The sequence below is a fragment of the Paraburkholderia sp. XV genome, from assembly GCF_020177535.1.
Taxonomy (GTDB): Bacteria; Pseudomonadota; Gammaproteobacteria; order Burkholderiales; family Burkholderiaceae; genus Paraburkholderia; species Paraburkholderia caribensis.
Window position 1 is genome coordinate 1 of sequence record NZ_JAGUUD010000070.1, and the last position, 21,757, is coordinate 21,757.

18 protein-coding genes are annotated in these 21,757 nt (G+C 63.2%); 2 read left to right on the plus strand and 16 right to left on the minus strand.

Features of this window, described 5'->3' with window-relative positions; genetic code table 11:
- Positions 1–147: 147 nt before the first annotated feature.
- The 10 genes from KFO72_RS27140 to KFO72_RS27185 form a co-directional block, all read right to left on the minus strand.
- Entirely contained in the window at positions 148–1,884 is a 1,737-nt protein-coding gene (locus KFO72_RS27140) for a SpoVR family protein (RefSeq protein WP_060601115.1), read from the minus strand.
- On the minus strand, positions 1,881–3,152 hold the full coding sequence (locus KFO72_RS27145) for a YeaH/YhbH family protein (protein WP_054934564.1): 1,272 nt from the start codon (positions 3,150–3,152) through the stop codon (positions 1,881–1,883). Before KFO72_RS27145 ends, KFO72_RS27140 begins: the two co-directional genes overlap by 4 nt.
- Positions 3,153–3,293: 141 nt before the next feature.
- Complete coding sequence (locus KFO72_RS27150) at positions 3,294–5,216, minus strand: PrkA family serine protein kinase (protein ID WP_054934563.1); 1,923 nt, start codon at positions 5,214–5,216, stop codon at positions 3,294–3,296.
- Between the two features lie 925 nt (positions 5,217–6,141).
- Complete coding sequence (locus KFO72_RS27155) at positions 6,142–6,903, minus strand: 2-keto-4-pentenoate hydratase (RefSeq protein ID WP_054934562.1); 762 nt, start codon at positions 6,901–6,903, stop codon at positions 6,142–6,144.
- 376 nt (positions 6,904–7,279) lie between these two features.
- Positions 7,280–9,034: a methyl-accepting chemotaxis protein gene (locus KFO72_RS27160; RefSeq protein WP_062915299.1), complete on the minus strand. Its 1,755-nt coding sequence runs from the start codon at positions 9,032–9,034 to the stop codon at positions 7,280–7,282.
- Between the two features lie 226 nt (positions 9,035–9,260).
- On the minus strand, positions 9,261–10,190 hold the full coding sequence (rbsK, locus tag KFO72_RS27165; RefSeq protein ID WP_225033435.1) for a ribokinase: 930 nt from the start codon (positions 10,188–10,190) through the stop codon (positions 9,261–9,263).
- Between the two features lie 75 nt (positions 10,191–10,265).
- A complete protein-coding gene (locus tag KFO72_RS27170; protein WP_060601126.1) occupies positions 10,266–11,309 on the minus strand; it encodes a LacI family DNA-binding transcriptional regulator in 1,044 nt (347 codons plus the stop codon).
- A gap of 117 nt (positions 11,310–11,426) precedes the next feature.
- Complete coding sequence (locus KFO72_RS27175; protein ID WP_060601129.1) at positions 11,427–12,452, minus strand: ABC transporter permease; 1,026 nt, start codon at positions 12,450–12,452, stop codon at positions 11,427–11,429.
- Complete coding sequence (locus KFO72_RS27180; RefSeq protein ID WP_225033436.1) at positions 12,449–14,035, minus strand: sugar ABC transporter ATP-binding protein; 1,587 nt, start codon at positions 14,033–14,035, stop codon at positions 12,449–12,451. The genes KFO72_RS27175 and KFO72_RS27180 overlap by 4 nt, the downstream gene beginning before the upstream one ends.
- 329 nt (positions 14,036–14,364) lie before the next feature.
- The gene (locus KFO72_RS27185; protein WP_054934558.1) at positions 14,365–15,321 is read right to left on the minus strand and encodes a sugar ABC transporter substrate-binding protein; all 957 of its coding nucleotides are present in this window, start codon (positions 15,319–15,321) and stop codon (positions 14,365–14,367) included.
- A 550-nt stretch (positions 15,322–15,871) separates the two neighbouring features.
- Between KFO72_RS27185 and KFO72_RS27190 the strand changes: the two genes are divergently transcribed.
- Entirely contained in the window at positions 15,872–16,510 is a 639-nt protein-coding gene (locus tag KFO72_RS27190) for a LysE family translocator (protein ID WP_054934557.1), read from the plus strand.
- A gap of 42 nt (positions 16,511–16,552) precedes the next feature.
- On the opposite strand, the gene corA is transcribed toward KFO72_RS27190, so the two are convergent.
- From corA to KFO72_RS27210, 4 genes are all read right to left on the minus strand, one after another.
- Positions 16,553–17,530 (minus strand): magnesium/cobalt transporter CorA, encoded by a 978-nt coding sequence (gene corA, locus KFO72_RS27195; protein WP_054934556.1) that lies wholly within the window; start codon positions 17,528–17,530, stop codon positions 16,553–16,555.
- 204 nt (positions 17,531–17,734) lie between these two features.
- A complete protein-coding gene (locus tag KFO72_RS27200) occupies positions 17,735–18,208 on the minus strand; it encodes a hypothetical protein (protein ID WP_054934555.1) in 474 nt (157 codons plus the stop codon).
- Between the two features lie 88 nt (positions 18,209–18,296).
- Positions 18,297–18,725: a type II toxin-antitoxin system VapC family toxin gene (locus KFO72_RS27205; RefSeq protein ID WP_082434037.1), complete on the minus strand. Its 429-nt coding sequence runs from the start codon at positions 18,723–18,725 to the stop codon at positions 18,297–18,299.
- On the minus strand, positions 18,712–18,957 hold the full coding sequence (locus KFO72_RS27210) for a FitA-like ribbon-helix-helix domain-containing protein (protein WP_060602697.1): 246 nt from the start codon (positions 18,955–18,957) through the stop codon (positions 18,712–18,714). The genes KFO72_RS27205 and KFO72_RS27210 overlap by 14 nt, the downstream gene beginning before the upstream one ends.
- A gap of 169 nt (positions 18,958–19,126) precedes the next feature.
- On the opposite strand from KFO72_RS27210, the gene KFO72_RS27215 reads away from it, so the two are divergent.
- Positions 19,127–19,747, plus strand: a complete 621-nt coding sequence (locus tag KFO72_RS27215) for an AAA family ATPase (RefSeq protein ID WP_225033437.1) — start codon at positions 19,127–19,129, stop codon at positions 19,745–19,747.
- A gap of 161 nt (positions 19,748–19,908) precedes the next feature.
- On the opposite strand, the gene KFO72_RS27220 is transcribed toward KFO72_RS27215, so the two are convergent.
- Together KFO72_RS27220 and KFO72_RS27225 are read right to left on the minus strand one after the other, a co-directional pair.
- Positions 19,909–21,006: a saccharopine dehydrogenase family protein gene (locus KFO72_RS27220; protein ID WP_035990998.1), complete on the minus strand. Its 1,098-nt coding sequence runs from the start codon at positions 21,004–21,006 to the stop codon at positions 19,909–19,911.
- A gap of 207 nt (positions 21,007–21,213) precedes the next feature.
- Positions 21,214–21,678 carry an Lrp/AsnC family transcriptional regulator gene (locus tag KFO72_RS27225; RefSeq protein ID WP_035990996.1) on the minus strand — a complete coding sequence of 155 codons (465 nt, stop codon included), beginning with the start codon at positions 21,676–21,678 and terminating at the stop codon, positions 21,214–21,216.
- Positions 21,679–21,757 lie beyond the last annotated feature (79 nt).

Consider the following 21,757-nt stretch of genomic DNA (forward strand, 5'->3'; position numbering starts at 1 on the left):
GCAAAGAAAAGTAGGTGCCGCCCCGCACAGGGGCGACGCCTGAAGCGAGATAACGAATCGCGGATGCCCGCGAAAAGGCAATTCACGGATGCCAGCGAAAAGACAGAAACAGAAAAACAGAAGCAAAAAACAGGAACAAAAACCCAGTCAGACCCGCACGGCAGGCGCGGTATACCGACACTCATACCGTTTCCTCACTGTCCCGTTTTCGTCAACGCTTTCCAGATAAACATCAAACTGCCACAACCGCGCCATGTGCTTGAGCACTTCATCACTATCGCCCGACAGGTGCCGGTTATCGCTCATGAAATGCCGCAACGTCAGACTGCGGTCCCCACGCGTATTGACCGAATACACCTGAATATTCGGCTCACGATGATGCATATCGTACTGCCGCGACAACGCCTGACGCACATACCGATACCCGCTGTCGTCGTGAATCGCGGAAACTTCAAGCGCATCGCGCATATCGTCATCGAGCACCGAAAAGAGCCGCATTTCACGGATCAGATGCGGCGACAAATACTGCGCGACAAAACTCTCGTCCTTGAAATTACGCATGGCGTAATGCAGCGCCTGCAACCACGGACTGCCCGCCAGGTCTGGAAACCACTTGCGGTCCTCTTCCGTCGGGTTCTCGCAGATACGCCGTATGTCGCTCATCATCGAAAAGCCGAGCGCATACGGATTGATGCCACTGTAATACGGCTTTGTCACGGGCGGCTGATAGACGACATTGCTGTGCGAATGGAGGAACTCCATCATGAAGCCGTCTTCGAGCTTGCCCTCGTTGTACATCGTGTTCAGCAGCGTGTAGTGCCAGAACGTCGCCCAGCCCTCGTTCATCACCTGTGTCTGCCGCTGCGGATAGAAGTACTGCCCGATCTTGCGCACGATGCGGATGACTTCGCGCTCCCACGGTTCGAGCAACGGCGCATTCTTCTCCGCGAAATACAGCAGGTTCTCCTGAGGCTCCGGCGGATAGCGCTCCTCCACCTCTTCCGGCAAAGGCGTGTGACGATTCGGCAGTGTGCGCCACAGTTCATTCACCTGCGACTGCAGATACGCTTCGCGCTCGCGGCGCGCCGCGAACTCCTTCTGCAGCGACAGTTTCTGCGGACGCTTGTAGCGGTCCACGCCATAGTTCATCAACGCGTGGCACGAGTCGAGCAGTTCCTCGACGCGGTCGAGGCCGAACCGCTCTTCACACTCCGCGATGTAGTTCTTCGCGTAGACGAGGTAGTCGATGATCGCGTGCGCATCCGTCCACAGGCGGAACAGGTAGTTCCCTTTGAAGAACGAGTTGTGCCCATACGCCGCGTGCGCGATGACGAGCGCCTGCATCGTCATCGTGTTCTCTTCCATCAGATACGCGATGCAGGGGTTGGAGTTGATGACGATCTCATACGCAAGGCCCATTTGCCCGCGTCTGTAGCTTTTTTCAGTGGCGAGAAAATGCTTGCCGAACGACCAGTGCCGGTAATTGACCGGCATGCCGACGGACGCGTACGCGTCCATCATCTGTTCAGCGCTGATGAGCTCCAGCTGGATGGGATAGACATCAAGTTCATATTGCTCTGCAACATGCGCAATATGTGTGTCGTACTCTTCGATCAGCTCGAAGGTCCAGTCGGACGGACACGGCAACGGCCTTCTGTCGGCAACGTTCATACGGACTTCCCTTTGCCCTTTGGTGGGCGCCCCGGTGGGTCCCCGTGCTGCAGCTGCGTCAGGCGCTACGCCTGCTCCGGCATCGGGCGCACGCGCATCCTGCGCGTGTGCCGTGTTCGCCTCGGCATGCCCGGCCTCACTCTGCTTCGGCACGCCTTTCTTACGCTCGGGCTCGTACCCTCGCGCCTCGTTGTGCAGGTGGCGAGTCGTCATGCGGCTTCCACCTGCTTTTCGAACAGCTCGCGGAACACGGGATAGATATCCGCAGCCGTTTCGACCTTCTTCATCGCCATATGCGGCTGCGACAGCGCGAGTTGCGCATATTCGAGCCACAGGTTCTGCTCTTCAGGCGTCACCTGAATGTACGCAAAATACCGCACCTTCTCCAGAATGTCATCTGCGAGTATCTTGCGGCACTTCGGCGAGTCATCGGTCCAGTTGTCGCCGTCCGAAGCCTGCGCACCGTAAATATTCCATTCAGTCGGCGAGTAGCGTTCGTCGAGAATCTTCTGCATCAGTTCCAGCGCGCTCGACACGACCGTGCCACCGCTCTCTGTCGAATGGAAGAACGTGTCTTCGTCGACCTCCTCGGCGCGCGTATGGTGGCGAATGAACACCACCTCGATCTTCTCGTAGTTACGCTTGAGGAACAGATACAGCAGGATAAAGAAGCGCTTGGCGAGATCCTTGCGCTGCTCGTCCATCGACCCCGACACATCCATCAGACAAAACATCACGGCCTGGCTCGACGGCTGCGGCTGCTTCACGCGGTTCACGTAACGCAGATCGAACGGGTCGATAAATGGAATGCGCCAGATGCGGCCGCGCAGATGGTGGATCTCATCTTCCAGCACCTTGATCTCGTCGCGGCGGTCGGCGGGGTCCGCCTTCATCTCTTCGAGCTGCTTTTCGAGTTCGTGGAGTTCGTTGACGAGCGGCGCGCCGAGCGCGATACGCCGGCCCAATGCGCTGCGCAGCGAGCGCACCACGTCGATGTTGTTCGGCGTGCCCTCCGCCGCCCAGCCCGCGCGGATGCTCTTCCACGTCGGCACGGCGAGCAGATGGGTCTTCACGAGACGCGGCAGTTCGAGATCGTCGAAGAAGTACTGCATGAATTCTTCGCGGCTGAGTTCGAAGACGAAATCGTCTTGCCCTTCGCCTTCGTTGCTGGCGCTGCCACCGCCACCGCTGCCGCCGCCTCCTTGCGGACGCGGGATCTTGTCGCCGCGGATATAGTCCGCGTTACCCGGGTGCACCATTTCGCGCTTGCCGCCGGGACCATGCCTGAAGGACGGTTCGGCAATGTCCTTGCGCGGAATCGTGATGCTCTGGGTGTTCTGGATATCCTTGATGCTACGGTCGCGCACCGCTTCCGAAACAGCGCGCCGAATATATCCCTTTACGCGACGCAGAAAGCGTTCGCGATTTGCAATGCTCTTGTTCTTGCCTGCCAGCCTGCGGTCGATGATTTGATGAAGCACATCCGGTCTCCCGCTCCGATTTGGAATACGCGGGGCGCAAGTTGCGCATGCAATCTTATGTCCATGCGGCTCGCGCCTCGCAGGAGGCTCGCGCAAAACGGGTGAAGCGAACCCGTGTGCGCGAGCTTTGCGCTACGCATTTCATGACGACTTGCGCACCCGCAGATACCAGTCGCACAAGAGCCGCACCTGCTTCGGCGTATAGCCCTTGGTGACCATGCGGTTGACGAAATCCTCGTGCTTGCGCTGTTCCTCCGCCGACCCTTTCGCATTGAACGAGATGACGGGCAGAAGTTCTTCCGTGTTCGAGAACATCTTCTTTTCGATCACGACACGCAGCTTTTCATAGCTGATCCACGCGGGATTCTTGCCCCCGTTCGCGGCACGCGCGCGCAACACGAAATTGACGATCTCGTTGCGGAAGTCCTTCGGGTTGCTGATGCCGGCAGGCTTCTCGATCTTCTCCAGTTCGGCATTGAGGGCCGCGCGGTCGAAGCTCTCGCCCGTGTCGTGGTCGCGGAACTCCTGGTCCTGAATCCAGAAGTCGGCGTACGTCACATAGCGATCGAAAATATTCTGCCCATACTCGGAATACGACTCCAGATACGCGGTCTGAATCTCCTTGCCGATGAATTCCGCATAACGCGACGCCAGCACGTCCTTGATGAACGACAGATACTTCTGCTCGGTTTCCGGCGGGAACTGCTCGCGTTCGATCTGCTGTTCGAGCACGTACATCAGGTGCACCGGATTGGCCGCGACTTCCGTCGTGTCGAAGTTGAACACGCGCGAGAGTATCTTGAACGCAAAGCGCGTGGACACGCCCGTCATGCCTTCGTCGACGCCCGCGAAATCGCGATACTCCTGATACGACTTCGCCTTCGGATCGGTGTCTTTCAGGTTCTCGCCGTCGTACACCTGCATCTTCGAAAAGAGGCTCGAATTCTCGGGTTCCTGCAGGCGCGTGAGCACCGACATCTGCGACATCATCTTCAACGTGCCTGGCGCACAGACCGCGTTGGCGAGCGACGAATTGCGCAACAGCTTCTCGTAGATCTTCATCTCTTCCGAGTAGCGCAGGCAGTACGGCACCTTCACGACGAAGATACGATCGAGCAGTGCTTCGTTGTTGCGGTTGTTACGGAACGCCTTCCATTCGGACTCGTTCGAGTGTGCGAGGATGACGCCGTCGAACGGAATCGCGCCGAATCCTTCCGTGCCCTTGAAGTTGCCTTCCTGGGTTGCCGTGAGCAGCGGATGCAGCACCTTGATCGGCGCCTTGAACATTTCGACGAACTCGAGCAGCCCCTGGTTCGCGAGGCACAGGCCGCCGGAATAGCTGTATGCGTCGGCATCGTCCTGCGCATATTGCTCGAGCTTGCGGATGTCGACCTTACCGACGAGCGACGAAATATCCTGATTGTTTTCGTCGCCAGGCTCGGTCTTCGCAATGCCGATCTGCCGCAGGATGGACGGATAGCGGCGCACCACGCGGAACTTGCGGATATCGCCGTTGTATTCGTGCAGACGCTTGACCGCCCACGGGCTGAGGATGCTCTTCAGGTAGCGGCGCGGTATGCCGTACTGCTCTTCGAGGATGGGACCGTCCTCGTCGTAATCGAACAGCCCAAGGGGCGATTCGTTGACGGGCGAGCCCTTGATCGCATAGAACGGCACGCGTTCCATGAGTTGCTTGAGCCGTTCGGCGATCGACGACTTGCCGCCGCCCACCGGGCCCAACAGATACAGAATCTGCTTCTTTTCTTCGAGCCCCTGGGCAGCATGCCTGAAGTAGGCGACCACCTGCTCGATCACGTCTTCCATTCCGTAGAACTCACGGAACGCGGGGTATACCTTGATGACCTTGTTCGCGAAGATGCGCGAAAGACGCGGATCGTTACGAGTGTCGATCTGTTCCGGTTCCCCGATTGCCGTCAACATGCGTTCGCCGGCTGTGGCGTACGCGGCGGGATTGTCTTTGCAGAGCGCGAGATACTCCTCGAGCGAAAGTTCCTCCTCTCGTGTTTTCTCGAAGCGGGTCGCGAAACTGCTGTAGATATCCATGCTACCTCCTCGCCGAAGTCTGGGACGATGTCGTGCGCGGCGCGCTATCAGGAAACGACATCGCTCGAATTCATCCTAAACCCTTTTAAATTTTTTTTCACGAACTACGTTGTGAAAATCGCGCCACAGCTAGCACTGTCCTACCCCTGCTTGATGACGCAAATTCGGTCACCTACAATCCTTGCCCACACCACGAGAAACATGAAGGGCAGTGCTGCATTGCATTCCGCGTTCCTTCCCCGCACTTCATCTGTCGCATGACATACGAACCACGTGGCATCGCGCAGTTCCCTGCCGCAGTTCCCTGCACTGCCCGCTGCACTACCGCTGCACGACCTCTACCTGCACTTTTACGCACATTCGCAAAAGACCCGCATAACAGGCTGTGTGCCTGACCACATTCCGTCCACACATTACTTCGTCTTGCATGTACGTGCAGTGCATGTGACCCGCTTCCAGCGACGCGATGCTTCATGCTTCGACAGCGTCGCTGACGTCCCTTCCGCCATAACGCGCACATCGGTGCTTGCGACGACAGCGCGCGCGCTGTGTTACATGTTTCTCATGTGCGCCAACGCGCACTTCCTGCTGTTCGTCCGTGCGTATGTCAATTCGTTCAACACAAACCTGCACACGCACGACTGCAGCCAGCGAACGTCGCAAACGTTGCGCACCGTCAAAATCCATGACGTCGGCAGGGTCGGCATGTACGCGCGTTCATGTCTGTATGACGGCGCGTGCAGCGCGTATCTGAATAGGTGGATGTAACCAGGTGTTCGCCCGTCGCCCGCAGTTCATGACAGATAGTGCCGGTGCAGGCGGGCGTGGGGCATGCGCACGCAGCGGCACGTCATCGACGTCGCGCCGCTGCCGCTTGGGGTGGGATGGAGAGATGGCGCGAGACGCGCGGTAGGACGTTAGTGGTTTACGTCAACTCGACTTCGACTTCACCCAGTCCGTCGATATGGCCATAGACGCGCCCCGGCCCATCGACGCGATGCGCGCCCACATAAGAGCCCGTCGTAATGGTCCAATCCGGTTCGATCGTGATACCCATGGCCGCGCAATGGTTGACGAACCACACCAGCAGCTCGCGCGGGTCGCCGGCCGGATTGCCCGGCGATTCGGGCACGAGCGACGTGCCGTCGAACGTCAGTTCGAGCTCGGGAGAAACGAAATCGAACGAACGCGCGATCGACGCATAAGACACGGGATGCCCCGTCACCAGTGCGCCGTTGTTCTGTGCGTCGGCGAGTTGTGCGAGCGGCGCGATGTTCGGCCATTCCGCAAAACGGCTGTCGACGATCTCGATGGTGGGCAGCACCGACCCGACGCGCGCGAGCACTTCGTCGCGCGCATAGGCCTGGCCTTGCGGCTCGATCGGCTCGGCAAAGCGGAACGCGACCTCCAGCTCCAGCAGCACGCGGAAAAACGCACCATGTTCGAGCCGCGCTGGCGACGCGACCGTCAGCGCGGCCGGAATCGGCGCACCCGAGGTCGGGCCGCCCGGGGCTTTGGCACCGATTTTCCACGCACCCGTCTCGCCGCCCAGGCCCGCGATCACCGCCTGCTGGATCGCGTAGGCGGTGGCGGCGTCGGGCGGAAGGGTGTCGAGCGGCAGCGTGCCGATGGCGCGGTGCTGGCGGCGCGCATGCACGATGCGTTGCGCGAGGTCATGATCCGTCATGTCGTTTCCCTGTTGGCTGTGTTGGGGCGTGGCGTGGCATGGCGAGGCAGATGCAACGGTGCATGGCGTCGCGGCGCCGCAAAGGCCGCAACGAGGCTCGCCGCTCGGCCCTCACGTCATACGGTCTGCATGTTGTCATGCGGCGTGGGACGATGCATGACGACACCGGGCGGCCGGTTCGCCACCGCGTTCGTCAATGTACCGGAACAATTACGCGCCGGGTCGGGTTCGGCGTGCGCCAGAAAGAAAAAGACGACTGCCCTGGCGTGGTCAGTCGTCCCGGTTCTGCATCACTGCGCATCCCTCCGCGCCAGCGGACGAAGCGCTCGCTCACGCATGGCGGCGCATGCCGCGTCGCGAGCCCAGTTTTGGTGCGTCAGAAAGTTTCCCAATCCGCATCCGATGTCACCGCCGCTTTTTGCGGCGCCGCTGCCGCACGAGCGGGCGCGGCTGCGGGCGCAGCGGCCGGCGCGGCGGGCGCCGGGTTCACCGCGGGCATCGACGGCGCGACCCTGCGCGGCGCGCTGCCGGGCGCGGCGTGACGCGTCGCGCGCCTGGCGGGCGTGGCGGCAAATGCCCCGCCCCCGCCCGATTCGTCGACCTGGAACACGGAAACGGTCGTGCGCAGCTTGGCCGCCTGCTCTTCCAGCGAGGAAGCCGCCGCCGCCGCTTCCTCGACGAGCGCCGCGTTCTGCTGCGTCACTTCGTCCATCTGCGTGACGGCACGGGCGACCTGGTCGATGCCGCTGCTCTGCTCCTCGGATGCCGCCGCGATTTCGCCCATGATGTCGGTCACGCGCTGCACCGCGCCGATGATCTCCGTCATCGTGCGGCCTGCTTCGTCGACGAGTGCCGAGCCCACCTGGACCCGCTCGACCGACGTGTCGATCAGTTCCTTGATCTCCTTCGCCGCCGCCGACGAGCGCTGCGCAAGGCTGCGCACTTCGCCCGCGACCACCGCGAAGCCGCGGCCTTCCTCGCCCGCGCGGGCCGCCTCGACGGCCGCATTCAACGCGAGAATGTTGGTCTGGAACGCAATGCCTTCGATGATCGAGATGATGTCAGCGATCTTCGCCGAGCTCTGGTTGATGTCGCCCATCGTGCCGACCACCTGGCCGACCACCGAGCTGCCCCGGTTGGCGATTTCCGACGCATTCGCCGCGAGCGCGCTCGCCTGGCGGGCATTGTCGGCGTTCTGCTTCACGGTGCCCGTGAGCTCCTCCATGCTCGACGCCGTTTCCTGCAGCGCCGAGGCCTGCTCTTCCGTGCGCGACGACAGGTCGATATTGCCCGCCGCGATCTGGCGCGTGGCCGTGGCGATCGACTCGCTGCCCGAACGCACGGAACGCACGGTCTCCGTCAGGCTGCGCTGCATCTTGCCGATGCCTTCGATCAGCTGCCCCATTTCGTCACGCGAGGTCGGGACGATCGGACGGCGCAGATCGCCGGCGGCGATCGCGTCGAAGTGCCCGAGCGCTTCCGACAGCGGCCGCGCAATCGCGCCGCGCAGCGTGAAGTACGAGAACAGTGCGGCGAGCACGCCCGCGACGAGGCCGCTGATGCTGACCACGCGGAACGTCGAGAAGCTCGACTGCGCGCTGTCGAAGCCGTCTTTCGCCTGTTCGAACTGATATTTGCGCAGCGTGTCGTCGGCCGTGGAGAGCTCGTTGTAGGCGGCTTGCAGGCGCTTTGCGCCATCGAGGATCTTCGGTTGATCGTTTGCGCTAACGATTGCGTAGAAGGACTCCATGACCTGATGCAGCGCGTCCCGCTTGCCCGAAGCTTCCTGCGCGAGGCGATCTTCTTCGCTGCCGCGCGGCAGCGACAAATAGCGTTTCCACCATTCATCCGACAGCGTGCGCATCGAGCGGGCACGATCCAGCGTCGCGGCCGCTTCCGGCGTGCCAATCATGAACGCCGCGCGATCCAGCGCGAGACGCTCGCGCGCCGCGTAGATCTCGGCGTTGCCGATATCGACGGCGCTCGGCATCTGGTTCGTGTACATGTCGCGCATCGATTCGTTCGAGCGGCTCAGGCCGAACAGCCCGAGAAGTCCGATCGCGACCAGCAGCGCGGCGAGAAAAGCCATCGTCAGGCCGATTCGCGCCTTGATGGTGATGCCCTTGTTCATGCTTCTTCCTGTGAGATGTCGATGAGAGGCGCTTGGTAACGCATTGCGTATGCGGTGGTTTTGCGCGGCGCCGTTTGATATGGATCAAGGCGCTCTGACTGCGTTTACGGCATCCCGACGGAAGACTTGAAGCTTCTATATGGTCTGAGGAAATATCCTGGGAGACCTGGTAAGTATTACAAGGCGCGGCGGGTGACGACCCGCCAGCTCTCGAGGACCACGAGCGTCAGATGTCGCCGACTTCGGCGCGGGTCGGAATGGACGGCTGCGCGCCGGCGCGCGTCACCGAAATCGACGCGGCGCGCTGCGCGAAGCGGATCGCGTCGGCGACATCCGCGCCGCGTGCCAGTTGCGCGGCAAAACCGCCGATGAAGGTGTCGCCCGCTGCCGTGGTATCGACGGCCTTGACGCGCGGCGCATCGAAATGCTGGGGCGCCGCTTCGCCGAGCGCGGCCACGACGCCTTGCGCGCCCAGGGTGATGATCACGTTGCGGGCACCCGCGCGGCGCAATGCGTCGGCGGCGGCGTTCGCGTCGGCGGGAGTCGCCACGGGCAAGCCCGTCAGCGTCGCGGCTTCGAGTTCGTTCGGAATCAGATAGTCGACGAGTGGCAGCCAGTCTGCGGGCAGCGGGCCCGTAGCGGGCGCGGGGTTGAGAATGACGGTCTTGCCGATCCGTCGCGCGGCGGACAGCGCTGCATGGACGGCGGCGGGCGGCGTCTCCAGCTGGCAGATCACGACCTGCGCCGCCGCCAGCACGGTCTCGTGCCGCGCGAGCGTCGCGGGCGTCACCTCGCCGTTGCTACCCGCGATGATGACGATCGCGTTCTGGCTGCCGTCGTCGACGATGATCAGCGCCACGCCCGTCGGTGCCGTCGCGCTGGTTTCCAGCGCCGTGCAGTCGATGCCCTCCGCCTCGAGGCCCGCGCGCAGTTGCGCGCCGTTCGCATCCGCGCCGACACAGCCGATCATCGCCACCTGCGCGCCCAGACGCGCCGCGGCGACGGCCTGATTGCCGCCCTTGCCGCCCGCCACCTGCGCGAACGTGTGGCCCGCGAGCGTTTCGCCCGGCTGCGGCAGGCGCGGCGCACGCGCGACGAGATCCATATTCAGACTGCCGACCACGGCTACGTGCCCGCGCGCTTCATTCGTTGCCACGGTTGCCTCCTGTGGTTGCCAACCGGGCGTCTGCCCGTTGCGCCCGCATTCGTCATGCGTGCGCCGCAGCCGCGCTCAGGCCGCCCTGACCCCGCGACGCGCGCCCGCAAAAGCCGCCGTCGATTCGCGCAGGATCAGGCGCGGCGCGATCACGCGGCGCCGGAACGCGGCGCCCGTGGGCGTGCCCGCCGGCGTGCCGCTGATTCGCTCGATCAGCGTTTGCGCCGCCATTTCGCCGAGCGCGCGCACCGACTGGCCGACCGTCGACAGCGCCGGGTACGTGAAGCGCCCCAGTTCGATGTCGTCGAAACCGATCACCGAGCAGTCCTGCGGCACGCGCAGACCGCGTTCGGCCGCCGCTCGCAGCGCGCCGATGCCCATCATGTCGTTGCCCGCGAAGATCGCCGTCGGCTGGACCGTGTCGAACAGCTGTCCCGCCGCGCGGTAGCCGCCGCTGCCCGAGAAATCGCTTTCGACGATGCCGTTCGGCGCGATCTCGATGCCGCGCTCGGCCATCGCGCGGATGAAACCGTGCACGCGCATCGCGCTGACGGCCGTCTCGACGGGACCCGTGATGCAGCCGATCTTCGAATGCCCGAGTTGCAGCAGATGGCGCGTCGCGAGATAGGCGCCCTTTTCGTGGTCGATCTGCACGAGATCGGCGGATACACCTTCGATGTTGCGGTCGACGATCACCAGAGGCTCGCGTGAATCGGCCAGGGTTTTGGCGAGCGTCGCGTCGTCGCCCGCCGACGCGACGATCAGCCCGTCGATGCGTTTTTCCTGCAGCACCCGCAAATAATTGCGCTGCTTGGCCGGATCGTCGTCCGAGTTGCAGAAGAACAGGCAATAGCCATTGCGCGCGCAACCATCCTCGATCCCGCGCGCCATTTCCGCGAAATACGGGTTCGTGCTGTTCGGCACGACGAGCCCGATCGTCGCCGTCGAGCGCGCCTTCAGCGACCGCGCGACGGCGGACGGCACGTAGTTGAGCTGGCGGATCGCCAGTTCGACCTTCGAGCGCACATCCGCCGACACCGGCCGCGTATTGTTCACGACATGCGACACCGTCGTGAACGACACGCCGGCAATGGCCGCCACATCCTTGATCGTCGCCATAAGCTGAAACTCCCCTGCCTGTTCTTATTGCTGGCCAATGCAGCTCATGCTGCATCCGCGGTGCTCTCGTTAGTTCTTGCTGGGTGTCCGCCGTCCCGCGCCACGGCGGCCCCTGTTTCAACTGCGTTTGCGCCTGCTGCGATACGTGTCCAGCACGACCGCGACCACGATCACGGCGCCCGTGATGATCCGCTTGGTCGGCTCGTTCGCGCCGATCTGCGCGAGTCCCGCCGCAAGCACCGAAATGATCAAGACGCCGAAAAACGTGCTGATCACCGATCCGCGCCCGCCCATCAGGCTCGTGCCGCCGATCACGACTGCCGCGATCACCTGCAGCTCGAGTCCCACGCCCGCGTTCGGGTCGGCGGCTTCCAGACGCGAAATCTGAAACAGCGCCGCTAGCCCGGACAGCGCGCCCATCAATGCAAATACGATCACCTTGTACGGCTTCGGGTTCACGCCCGCGAGCCGCACCGCTTCCTCGTTCGTGCCGATGCCGACCAGATAGCGGCCGAACACCGTGCGCGTGAGCACCAGCTGCGCGACGATCATCACGGCCACCGCGATCAGGAATGCCGGCGAAATGCCGAGCGCGATCGGGTTGGACAGAAAGTCGAAAGCGTCGCCGATATAGGCGGTGCGCGAGTTCGTCATCTGGTAAGCCAGCCCGCGCGCCGCTTCCAGCACGCCGAGCGACACGATGAACGACGGAATCCGCCAGCCCACCGTCACCGCGCCCGTCACCGTGCCCGTCAGCGCCGCCGCCGCGAGACCCAGCACCGCCGCCACGAACGGCCCGAGCTGCCACTTCAGCGCCGCGACGCTCACGACCGACGCGCCCAGCGCCAGCACCGAGCCCACCGACAGGTCGATGCCCGCGATGATCAGCACGAAGGTCATCCCTACCGACATGACAACGAGATCGGGAATCTGGTTCGCGATCGTGACGAACGTGTCGTACGTCAGGAAGTGCGAACTGAGCACCGAAAACAGCGCGATCATCGCGATCAGCGCCCCCGCAAGGCCAAGATAGTTCGAAAAGCCCAAACGCGTGCCCGCCGGCTTGCCGCTTGCGAGCGGCGCCGACGGATCGGCGACGGCGCTTCCCGTCGCGTCCTTATCCGTGACCCGTTGGTCGTTCATGACTGAGTCTCTCCCTCGCCGGTGTCGTGCGTGTGCAGCAGCGCCTCGCGACTGCGATAGCCCGCGAAGGCCGCCGCGAGCAATGTGTCCTGGGTCCACTCGTCCCGTTTGAACACACCCGTCATGCGTCCCGCCGACATCACGCCGATCCGGTCGCAGATCAGCATCAACTCGCGCAGGTCGCTCGACACGACCACGAGCGCGCGCCCGTCGCGAGCCAGCGTGCCCATCAATCCATAAATATCGAACTTCGCGCCGACATCGATGCCGCGCGTCGGTTCGTCGAATAGCAATACCCTGCAATCGCGCGCGAGCCAGCGGCCAATCACCACTTTCTGCTGGTTGCCGCCCGACAGCTCGCCAACCGGCTGCGCCGGCCCCGAGGTGCGGATGCGCATCGCGTCGATCTGTTTCTTCGCCAGCGCGTTCTCGCGCTTCGCGTCGACGATGCCATGCCGCGCCACGCTGCGCAGATTGCCCAGCGACACGTTGGCCGCGATCGGCTGCGGCAGCAGCAGGCCTTCGCCCTTGCGGTCTTCCGTGATCAGCGCGATGCCGTGCTTCACGGCGTCGGCAGGCGTGTCGATCTGCACGGGAGCGGGCGCGGCACCCGGCGCAGCTGCCAGCGATACCGTGCCGCCATCCTTCTGGTCCGCGCCGTAGATCAGCCGCATCAGCTCCGTGCGCCCCGCGCCGATCAGTCCGCTGACCCCGAAAATCTCGCCCGCCTTCACTTCGAACGACACGTCGCGCACCACGGGCGCGCGGCTCATCCGTTCGACTTTCAGCAGCGTCGCGCCGATGTTGCGCACGCCCAGGTCGATCCGCTCGCCAAGCTCGCGCCCCACCATCAACGTGACGATCTGGTCGCTCGTCAGGTTCGCCATGGCGTCGACGCGCACCAGCTTGCCGTCGCGCAGCACGGCGATCCGCTCGGCCACGCGCGCCAGTTCCTCGAGCCGGTGCGAGATGTAGACGAGCGCCACGCCGCGCGCCTTCAGCGCGTCGATCTGCTCGAACAGCAGGTCGACCTCGCGAGCCGTCAGCATGGCCGTCGGCTCATCCAGAATCAGCACGCGGCAATCGCCGATCAGATTGCGCGCGATCTCCACCATTTGCTGATGGCCGATGCCCAACTCGCCGACCAGCGTGTCGGGGTCGATCGCCTCCAGCCCCACTTGCGCCATCGCCCCGCGCGCGTCCTCGCGCAGCTTCGCGCGATCGATCCAGCCAAAACCGTTGCGCGGGAGACGGTTCAGAAACAGGTTCTCCGCGACCGACAAGGTTGGCAGCAGATTCAGTTCCTGCATCACCATCCGGATGCCGAGCGCTTCCGCTTCGGTGCGGCTCGCGGGCGCATACGGCCTGCCTTCGAGCTGCATCGTGCCCGTAGTCGGATCGACCAGCCCGCCGACGATCTTCGACAGCGTGCTCTTGCCCGCACCGTTCTCCCCCGTCAGCGCGAGCGCCTCCCCGGCGTGCAACGCCAGCGAGACGTCGGCCAGCACAGGCTCGACGTAGGTCTTGCCTATGCCCTTCACGGACAGCACAGCAGGCAATGCTTCTTGGTCGGTTGATGCCATCGTGATCCAGATCTCGTAGCCGCCGCGCGGCGCCTGCGCGGACCGGGCAAGTCCGGCATCGCCTCAGGCAGCGCTGGCCGGCGGCCGCGCAAGTCATGCGGCAGCGGGCACAAACAACGCACAAGCCGGGCACTAAACCGTGCGCAAATCCGATGCGGAACGCTTCGGATTGCGCGCTTGCCGTCCTCATCCTTGCGCGAGTCGCGTGCCGCCATGACGCTTACCTCTGGCATAACGGCGGCGCGGCGAATTTCTTGAGCGTTTGGTTAACATTCGCGCGGGCCGGCGCGCCCCACCGGCAGCGGGCCGCCCGGCACCCGCGCGGGCCGTTACTTCGTGACGAGATCGACAGGCGTTTCGACCACGCCCGACAGGTCCGACTGCTTCTTGTGCTCCGCGATCGCCTTGAGCGCGACGTCGATGCCGAACACGGCCTGCTTCGCCGCGTACTGGTCAGCCGTGGCGAGCACGCGGCCATCTTTCAGCATCGGCTTGATCGCGTTGATATTGTCGTAGCCGACCACGTAGACCTTGCCTTGCTTGCCAGCCGCGCGCACGGCCGACACCGCGCCGATCGCCATGTTGTCGTTACCGCACAGCAGCGCCTTGATGTTCGGATATGCATTGAGCATCGACGATGCGATTGCATTGCCCTTGTCGATTTCCCACTCGCCCGATTGCACCGAGTCGATCTTCGCGCCGACCTTCTGCATCGCCGTCTTGAAGCCGGCCGTGCGTTGCTGCGCGTTGGTCGTGGTCGACACGCCTTCGATAATGCCGACCTCGTCGCCCGATTTCAGCTTCTTCGCCAGATAGTCGCCGACCTTCTCGGCGCCCTTCGCGTTGTCCGGGCCGACGAACGGCACGTTCAGATCCTTCGACTTCAGCACGTCGGAATCGAGCTTGTTGTCGATGTTCACGACGATGATGCCGGCGTCCACCGCCTTCTTGACCACGGGCACGAGCGCCTTCGAATCGGCCGGCGCGAGCACGATCGCATCGACCTTGGAGACGATCATCTGCTCGACGATGCGGATCTGGTTCGCCGTGTCGGTCTCATCCTTGATGCCGTTGGTGATCAGGTCGAACTGGCTGGCGTTGTGCTTCTGGTAGTCCTTCGCGCCCGTTTCCATGGTGAGGAAGAACTCGTTGGCGAGCGACTTCATGACGAGCGCGACTTTGGGTTTCTTCGCGGCCTGGGCCCAGGCCGACGAGAACGGCATCGCGGCGGCTGCCGTGAGCACGACGGCGGTGGTCAAAACGCGGCGGCGAATGCGTTGGTTCATGCAGAATCTCCAGTTGTTGGACTCATGCGAGCCCGTTTTTTGATTGTGCGCAAACGTTTGCGAGCGATATTCTCGGCGGCGCCTGTTCGCAGTGTCAACGACTGACAGTGTTGCGCTGCACAGCACGACGCAGCGCGCAGCGCGCGGCTGGACGCACGGGTTGCCGTGAAGCTTCGGCGGGACGGCGAAGATCGTCGTTGCAAGAATGGCTCGCTTGTTCTGCGTTGGTCGGCCTGTGCGAACGACGCAGCCTGTGCGAAGGCTCGCGTCCTGTTCGCAGCGGCGTTCGTCGATGCCCGGCGCTGCAACACACCGGTATTGCCTTACTGCTGCTTTCCCATCTTCCCGCAAGCCGCAAGTTATGTGGCAAGCAGGTCGCATATGCTGGCGCTTAATTGCGCCTGCTGCAAGTTAAATAGCGTCAGACGTCGCGATCGGCGCAACAGAGGGGGCGGGGTATCATGGGCCGGATGGCCTGGTCATCGGTTGCAGTTGCTCGCGGCATCGAGGCGGGCCGTGTATTCATCTGCAGAGTTGTCACGAGGTTGCCATGTTAGGTATCAGCCAGTTCCCGCTGTTTCTCGTCGCCGTCACCGTGCTCAATCTGACGCCCGGGCCGGATATCGCGTATGTCGCTGGCCAGAGCATCGCCCAGGGACGGCGCGCGGGCCTGCTTTCCGCGCTCGGTGTCGCGTTCGGCGGCTGCATGCATACCGTCGCCTGCGCGCTCGGCATCACCGCGCTGCTGGCGGCGTCGCCGGGCGCGTTCAACGCGATCAAGTGGATCGGCGCTGCATATCTGATGTATCTCGGCCTGCGGATGCTATGGCCCACGGCGTCCGCCGTGGTCAAGGGCGAAGCGGCACCCGTCGCGCCCCGTCTGTCGCGCGGCACGCTGCTGTTTCGCGGCTTCGTGACCAACGCGTCGAACCCGAAGGTGCTGCTGTTCTATGTCGCGTTCTTCCCGCAATTCGTCAGCGCCGACAGCCCGCACAAGACGCTCGCGTTTCTCGTGCTGGGCGCCGTGTTCGTGACGCTCGGGCTGTTCAACGACTGCGTGATCGCGTGGCTCGCCGCCACGGCCGCGCGTGCCGTGAAGTCGCGGCCCTCCGTGCGGCGCTGGATCGACCGGGTGATCGGCGCGGGCTTTATCGGCCTGGGTGTGCGGCTCGCGTTGACGAAGCGCTGAGCGAATCGCCGCTGAGGTATTCCGCAACGCAACCCGCGCGCGTCAAAGCCAGTTTGCCTTCTTGAAGCCGCGGTACAGCGCGAAGTCGATCAGCAGCATCACCAGCAGGCAGATGGGATAACCGTACTTGAAATGCAGTTCGGGAATCTCCTGGAAGTTCATCCCGTAGATGCCGGCAATCATGGTCGGCACGGCGAACAGCGCGGCGAACGAGCCGAGCCGCTTGGTCACCTCGTTCTCCGCCAGCGAGATCATGCCGAGGTTGACCTGGATGGCCGTGACGATCATTTCGCGGCGGCCTTCGATGGTCCGCACGCTGCGGTCCAGATGATCGTACACATCGCGGAAGTACGCCTGCATGCCGACGCAGATGGCGGGAATACGCCCGCCCGTCAGCTTGCTGATGCCTTCGAGCAACGGCGCGATGTGATGCTGGAGCATCACGAGGCGGCGCTTCAACGAGTACAGGTCTTCGATGATCGCCCGGGACGAGGCCAGGTCGTGCTTGTCGAAGATACGGTCTTCGATTTCCTCGATCTCGGTGCCGATTGCTTCGAGAATCGGGAAATAGCGGTCGACGACATTGTCGGCAAGCGCGTACAGCACGAACGCCGCCCCTTCCTTCAACAGTTGCGGCTCGCGCTCGCAACGCGCGCGGACCTCCTGGAAGCCGTGACGCGTGCCGCGCCGTACCGACAGCACATAGTTCGCCCCGACGAATACATCGACTTCGCCGATCACGAATTCGCCGTCGTCGTCGGTTTCGATGGTGTGCATGACGGCGAACAGCGAGTCGCCGTACTCCTCGATCTTCGGACGCTGATGGCCGTGGCGTACGTCCTCGACGGCCAGTTCGTGCAGTCCGAATTCGTGCTTCATTACTTCGAGTTCGCCGGGGCCGGGATCTTTCAGCGCGACCCAGACGAAGCATTCGGGTTTGGCGACGTAGACGCTGATGTCGTCGATTTCGATGTCGGCCAGTTTGCGGCCGTCCTGGTACGCGGCGCAGTTGATCAGCATGATTGAATACCTTGAATACGAATCGGCTTTGCGGATTACAAATTGTTAGTCGCGAAGGGCGAGCCGATGTCTCCGTCGGGTCGCAGTCCAATGCAAAGCCGCGCGGCGCGCGGTGTCAAGCTGCGATGTTACGTGGAGTTGAACCGCGACGCTGTGTCGAATTGTCAACGCGCGGCCGAACCCGGCTCGTTCACGGACCTTCGATCAGTTGGCGACGCGCCGCAGCATGATCCCGTGATCGTCGTTGAACGAAACGCTGGCGCGATTCGAGTAGCGCCTGTCGGGCGTGACGATGAAATCGATCTCGACGACGGGATCGAACTGCGTCGACACGCCGATGCGATGCGTGCCGGGCGTGAGCCAGAGGACGATGTGCTCGCCGTTCATGATGTCCGCGATCCGCTCGCCGTCGACATACACGAGCGCGTCGCGAAACCGCACGATCACGTTATCGCTGCGCTCGCGACGTAGATCGACGGCGACCTTGTCGGCGCCTGGCTGCGTGTAGCCCTGCTTGACGACCCGTTCGGCGGGGACGTCCTTGAACGGCACCTTGTCGGCTGGCGTGGCCGCGCAGCCGCCGACAAGCGCGGCAATGACGGCCGCGACGGCAGCGCCTGAAGCCGCCGCCATGAACTTGATCGCTGCCCGCGTCGCGCGACCCTGCGTGCGTGTCATCGTTCGTCTCCCCGTTGCATGGTTCCGCTTCCCTGCTGGTCGACTGGTTGTGCAGTCGTACGCTTTGCCCGCCGCTACGCAGGGCAGGTCATGCGTCGAGAAGCTGGAACGGATTGAGCACCCGTGCGCCCGTGCCATCGAAGTCTGCCACGTTGCGCGTCACGACAGTCAGGTTGTAGATCAGGGCCGTGGCCGCGATCAGTTTGTCCAGCGAATGCCCGGGGTCGGGCACGCGCAGATGGCCCCACGTCTGCGCGACGTCGGTGCCGACATTCAAGATGTGGCTGCTGAACGAATTCATGATCGTGTCGAGCCAGCCTTCCAGGCGCAATGCCTGGAACTTGTCGCCCCGATGCCGGATCAGGTCGACGCCGCGCCGCAACTCGCCAACCGTCACCACAGACAGATACAGGCGATGCCCGCCTTCCTTCGCCGTTTCGAAAAAAGCCTGTACGCCCGGATTGGCGCGGCTGCTCTTGCGCATTTCGCTGATTACATTGGTATCAATCAAATACACCCGGTCCCCCGCTATCGTCAGTTGCGTCATTGCGGCGCTCGAAGTCGGCGTCGTCGCCGACGTCGGGCATGCTCATCAGCAATTCCGCGAAGCTGAGCTTCTTGGGCTGAAAGAGCGCCTGCGCCAGGATTTCCCGATGTTCTGCTTCGACGCTGCGCCCGTGAGCCGCGGCCTGCTCACGCAGGTTCTGCACCAACGCATCGTCCAGATTTCGGACCAAAAGATTTGCCATTTCCATTCCCCGCTACACGTGTGATAGCAATGATAGCAAAAGGTGTGGCACAGTCAATTCGGCCGAATGGCATAGGGCTTGCGGCATGCCGCCATCCCATTCAACATCGGTTGCGGCCGCTTGCGCGCAGCGCTATCGCCCCTCACCTTCACCACCGGGATTCATCGACGTGACGCATCTGGTTTTTATCTGTGGCCATGCCGGGACTGGCAAGACGACGCTCGCCAAACGGCTGATCGGCCCATTGATGAGAGCAACCGGCGAGGCCTTCTGCCTGCTCGACAAGGACACCCTATACGGCGCCTACAGCGCGGCCGCGATCGGCGCGCTGACGGGTGATCCGAACGACCGCGACAGCCCGCTCTTCCTGCAGCACTTTCGCGACCCGGAATACCGTGGCTTGTTCGATACGGCCGCCGAGAACCTTCGGCTCGGCATCGGCGTCGTTGCCGTCGCTCCGCTGTCGCGCGAAGTGCGCGAGCGCAAGCTGTTCGATCACGCGTGGCTCGGCGTGCCGGACGAGGTGGACATCAGCGTCGTGTGGGTGTCGACGGCGGAAGACACATCGCGCGAGCGGATCGCTGGGCGCGGCAATCCGAATGACGCCTACAAGCTCGCGCATTGGGACGAATACCGGCAGCGCCGCTTCGTGCCGACGGGCGACGCGCGCGACGGCCTGCTGATGTTCGACACCACGGCACCCGCCCCCACCGACTACGACGCCCTGCTCGCGCGGATCGTGCAGACGCCGCAGCCGCCCGGCATGATGTTGCCGCCGATGCCGGTATGACCCAGCCCCCGCATCCGGAGCACGCGCCGCGGTAAACGGCAAAGCGGGCGTCACCCGTCGAGGATGAACGCCCGCTATGTTATTGCCTGATACACAAAACGGCTCTCTCTGAAGCCTCACTCTCAAACTGGCCCTCGGTCCGGCTGGTGCTCTTCCTGACGTCAGACAGTCGCCATCGCGTCGAGTGCGCGGCCTTCGTACAGCTGGCCAAAACGATTCGCGAGGAAATCGCGCAGCGCCACCTGCTCCTGACGCACGAAGCCGCTTTGCGGCAGCTTCTTCTCACGGAACAGATCGAGCACCGCGCACATCGCGCCCGCCGTGGTGATCTGGATCGCGCTCATCGGCACGCCGCAGACCGTCTTCGCGAAAATCTTGCGCGTGAACACTTCCTGCACCAGTTGTCCGTCGCGCACACCCGTCACGGTGATGAACACGAGCACCACGTCCTGAGCCGTTGCCGGCACCGAGCGGCGCATGATCGTCTTCAGCGTGTCGCGATCCGTGGCCATACGCAGGTCTTCGAGCAGGAACTGCATCAGGTCGCGATGACCCGGATAGCGCACCGACTTGTAATCGAGCGTCTCGACGCGGCCCGACAGCGTCTCGCACAGCGTGCCCAGCCCGCCCGACGTGTTGAACGCCTCGTACTCGATGCCGTCGAGCGAAAAGTGCTCAAGTCCTTCGAGCGGCTGCACCCATTGCGTGCGGCTGTCGCGGATTGCTTCGCAGGGCTGGCAATATTCGTTGATGAGACCGTCGACGCTCCAGGTCAGGTTGTACTTCAGCGCGTTGGTCGGAAACTCGGGCAGCGCGCCCACGCGCATCTTCACGTCGCGGATTTCGGTGAAGCGGTTGGCCAGTTCATGCGCGGCAATGCCGATGAAGCCCGGCGCCAGGCCGCATTGCGGCATGAACGCATGGTCGGCGCCGTCGGCGATCGCGCGGATGGCGTGCGTCGCGCGCACGTCTTCCGTCAGATCGAAGTAATGCACGCCCGCACCCTTCGCCGCCGACGCCACGCTCACCGCGAGGTAGTAAGGCAGCGCATTGACGAGCGCGTCGAAGCCCTGGATTTCTGCGCGCAGCGCGGCGGCGTCGGCGGAATCGACGCGGCGCGTCGGGATGCCTTGCGCGGCCAGTTTGTCGAGCGCGTGTTGATCGCGGTCCAGCGCGAGCACTTCGTAGTCGCCCGTCTCACGCAGCATGTGCGCAATGGTATGACCGATCAGACCTGCGCCAACGATGGCAACTTTCATGCGCTTCTCCTTTGTTATCTCTGGTTGATGTCGGCGCGCCGCAGCGAACCTCTACCCAAGAGTTTATGGAGAAGGCGAGTCGGTTTATAGGCGCAAAGTGCTGCGCAATGACCATGATTTTCGACGAAATGACGAAGCGTTTCGTCGAATCGTCGAAAACATATAAAAACCGCGTAAACGTGAACCGCAATACAGACGCCGGCACGCTCACGGACTGCTCATGCCGCGATCGATCTTGCGCGACAGGATAATCGAGGTCGTCGTGCGTTCGACACCCGCCAGACCGCCGATCTGATCGAGCAGATCGTTCAGGCGCTCGGGCGAATCGGCGCGCAGCCACGCGACGTAATCGAACTCGCCGCTCACCGCGCACAGCAGCTGCACCTCCGGCATGCGGTTCAGTTTCTTCAGCACGTCCGCACCGTACTTCGGCGCGATGATGATGCCGACATACGCATGCATGCTCGCGTCGAGCACATCCTGTCCGAGCCGCACGCTATAGCCGGCGATCACATTGGTCTTTTCGAGCCGCGCAATCCGCGCAATCACTGTCGTGCGCGCAACACCCAGTTGCCGCGCGAGATTCGCGACGCTTTCGCGCGCATTGGCTTGCAGCAGCGCGACGAGGTTACGGTCGAGTTCGTCGAGCTGATCGAGGCGCGGTGGTCTCATCGATTCAAGGTCAAGGTTGAGAGAGGACGCTCGCCGCCCACGGCGAGCCGATGACGCGGATTATGCGCCTTGCGCACGC